At 72.0% G+C, this 3,073-nt stretch carries 3 protein-coding genes; 1 reads left to right on the top strand and 2 read right to left on the bottom strand.

Annotation, left to right across the window (positions count from 1 at the left end):
• Positions 1-269: 269 nt before the first annotated feature.
• A complete protein-coding gene (locus tag GV126_RS35040; RefSeq protein ID WP_159675422.1) occupies positions 270-833 on the bottom strand; it encodes a methylated-DNA--[protein]-cysteine S-methyltransferase in 564 nt (187 codons plus the stop codon).
• A gap of 81 nt (positions 834-914) precedes the next feature.
• Positions 915-1,787, bottom strand: coding sequence for a glycerophosphodiester phosphodiesterase (locus GV126_RS35035; protein ID WP_159675420.1), 873 nt, complete (start codon positions 1,785-1,787; stop codon positions 915-917).
• A gap of 281 nt (positions 1,788-2,068) precedes the next feature.
• On the opposite strand from GV126_RS35035, the gene GV126_RS35030 reads away from it, so the two are divergent.
• A complete protein-coding gene (locus GV126_RS35030; RefSeq protein WP_159675418.1) occupies positions 2,069-2,947 on the top strand; it encodes an MHYT domain-containing protein in 879 nt (292 codons plus the stop codon).
• Positions 2,948-3,073 lie beyond the last annotated feature (126 nt).

The following is a 3,073-nucleotide window of genomic DNA, read 5'->3' as shown; positions in this document are numbered from 1 at the left end:
TGTCACGAGCGGTGTCGTGAGGTGGGCCCGCGACCGGAGCGGTACGGCGGTGCGGGGACGGCGGGCCCCCCCCCCCCCCCCCCCCCCCCCCCCCCCCGCCGCGCCCCCCCCCCCCCCCCCCCCCCCCCGCCGGGCGCCGCCCGCGCCCGTGGCCCGGCGTCACCACACCCTTGTCCTGGCGTCACCACACCGGCGGCCCGGCGGCACAACACCGGCAGCCCACCGCGTCAGAACACGCTTGACCCGGGGTCACCACTCCTGGCCCGACGTCAGAACAGCGGCTCGGGCAGCACCCCTTCCAGGGCCAGCAGCGCCCGCTTGGTCTCCAGGCCGCCTCCGAAGCCTCCGATGCCGCCGTCGCTCTCGACGACCCGATGGCACGGCACCACGACCGGCAGCGGGTTGGCCGCCATGGCCACACCTACCGCCTGGGCCGCGCCGGGCTGACCGACCCGCCGGGCCAGATCGCCGTACCCGACGACCGTGCCGTACGGCACCCCCGAGGCCAGCTCGCGCAGCACCTGCCGGTTGAAGCCGGAGATCAGCGACCAGTCCAGCGGCAGCTCGAAGCCCTGGCGCCGGCCCGCGAGGTACGCCTGCAGCTGGCGTATCGTCTCCGCCAGCAGCGGGGAGCCGGGTTCCTCCACGGGAGTGGCACCCAGCCGCGACGCGAGCCGGGCGAGCGCCTGCTCGCGCACCGCGTCCGTGGCATGGAACACGACGTTGACCAGGCCGTCGGCCGTCGCGGCCAGCAGCAGGGGGCCTATGGCGGTGTCGGTCACGGCCCACACCAACTGCTGCCCGCCGTGTGCGTCCTGTTCAGGGCTGTTCATGCGACCACCGTACGGCCCGCCACTGACAACGCCTGCGACCTGCGCTTTCACCGCCGGCAGGGGGCGGGAGCGGCACCGGGGTCAGGCGGCGTCCAAGGCCGTGCCCACCGTGTCCGGCGCGTCGGAGATGATGCCGTCGACGCCGTAGCCGGCCGCGGTCCGGGCCCGGGAGGCGTCGTCGATCGTCCAGGCGAACACCTTCATCGGCTTGCCGTGCGGGCCGGTCAGCGCGTGGACGGCGGAGACGTACGCGGCCGACAGCGCGGTGTAGGAGGGGTTGATCAGATCCGCGAAGCCCGCGTACCGGGGCAACTGCGCGGTGGCCGGCGAGCCGAGGAGCGCGGTCTCGACCGCGGGCTCGAGCGCGTGCACGGTGCGCACGCTGCCGGCGCTGAAGCTCTGCACGATCAGCCGGCCCGTCACGTGGCGGCGGTCGAGCCAGCCCTCGTCGCCCAGCACCTTCAGAATCTGCCGCTCGATGCCGGGATACAGCTCCGGGTTCTTCACCTCCAGCAGCAGCCTCTCGTGGACGCGCTCGGCCCGGCGCAGGTACTGCCGCAGCGTCGGCACGCGCGTGCCCGCGTACGCCGGGGAGAACCAGCTGCCCGCGTCCAGCCGCGCGATCTCGGCGGCGGTGAAGTCCTTCACCTTCCACGGCGCCCGGTGCGGGAAGACCTGCTCGGCGTTCGTGGTCCGGCTCAGGCTCTCGTCGTGCACGACGACCAGTTCGCCGTCCTTGGTGCGCTGCACGTCGTTCTCCACCCAGCCGACGCCGAGGGCAGCCGCCCGGTCGACGGCGGGCAGGGTGTTCTCCGGGGCATGGGTGCAGGCGCCCCGGTGAGCGACCACCACGGGGCGCTGCGGGGCGCCGGCCGCACGGACCGGGGAGGAGGGCGTCAGCACCGTCGTGCCCACCAGGGCGGCGGTGGCGGCGGCGACTACGCGCGCGTGCATGCGTGCTCCTCACGTGGTGCGATCACAGTCGGCACCAGAGTGGCAGCACACGGTGACAATGTGGGGCATGCGCGCGGTGGTCACGGATTGAAAGGAGTTGCCCGAGTCCGCTCACCGGTGCCGCACATCTGCGGCAAGGTCGTGTTTCTTTGCCGGAAAGTCGTTCGACCGTTCCGGCGGGAGTCATACTCTCTGCGTCGACCCGGACCGCGGGGGCGGTCCAGGGGCGGGGGCGACGGCACCACGTTGCGGGACTCAACAGGGCGGAAGGGCAGCCGCGCATGCACGGCACGGTCGACGGATTCAGCTACGGGCTCGTCACCCCGTTGGTGGCCTATCTCATGGCCTGCCTCGGCGGGGCCCTCGGCCTGCGCTGCGCCACCCGGGCCCTGCGCGTCGCCCACTCCTGGCGCCCCGGCTGGCTCGCCCTGGGCTCGGCGGCGATCGGGTCGGGCATCTGGACGATGCACTTCATCGCGATGATGGGCTTCACCATCCACGGCGCCCCGATCCACTACGACCGGCCGACGACCTACGCGAGCCTGCTCCTGGCCATCGTCATGGTGGGCGTCGGGATCTTCATCGTCGGCTACCGGGGCGCCACCGGCTCCGCCCTGTTCACCGGCGGCACGATCACGGGCCTGGGCGTCGCCTCGATGCACTACCTGGGCATGGCCGGCATGCGCTTCGACGGCGCCTTCGAGTACAACGCCCTCACGGTCGCCGCCTCCGTCGTCATAGCGGTGGTCGCGGCGACAGCGGCCCTGTGGGCGGCCGGGCAGGTCAGAGGCTTCCTGTGGAGCGTCGGCGCGAGCCTGGTGATGGGGCTCGCGGTCAGCGGCATGCACTACACCGGGATGGCGGCCCTCAGCGTCCATCTGAACGGCTCGTCCGCCGGTGCCGGCGAGTCACCGGCCTCGCTGCTCGCGCCCATGCTGATCGGTCCGCTCGCCTTCCTGCTGCTGGCCGGCGTCCTGGTGATGTTCGACCCGCTGATGATCACGGGCAGGGCCGACTGGACGCCCGTCGAGCGCAAGCCGGGCGTGCCGGCGCCCACACCGGTCGCGCACGCCGCCCGCCCGCACATGGCGACCACCCCCCGCAGCGCGGCCCCCGTCTCTTACACACATCTGACGCTGCCCATGTGTCCATGCGGATAGACCTTCGTTGGCGTCGGCCCAACTAAAAAAAAAAAATATAGACACCGCCGCTTGGACTTACGCTAGTCGGAAAAACATACAGTACGGATCGTTGCCATTAACAATTACAGAACACTGCAATCAGAC

It is taken from the genome of Streptomyces mexicanus (assembly GCF_902506575.1).
GTDB classification, from domain to species: domain Bacteria; phylum Actinomycetota; class Actinomycetes; order Streptomycetales; family Streptomycetaceae; genus Streptomyces; species Streptomyces mexicanus.
The sequence above is the reverse complement of the archived record's forward strand: the minus strand, read 5'-3'. Positions and strand labels throughout refer to the sequence as shown.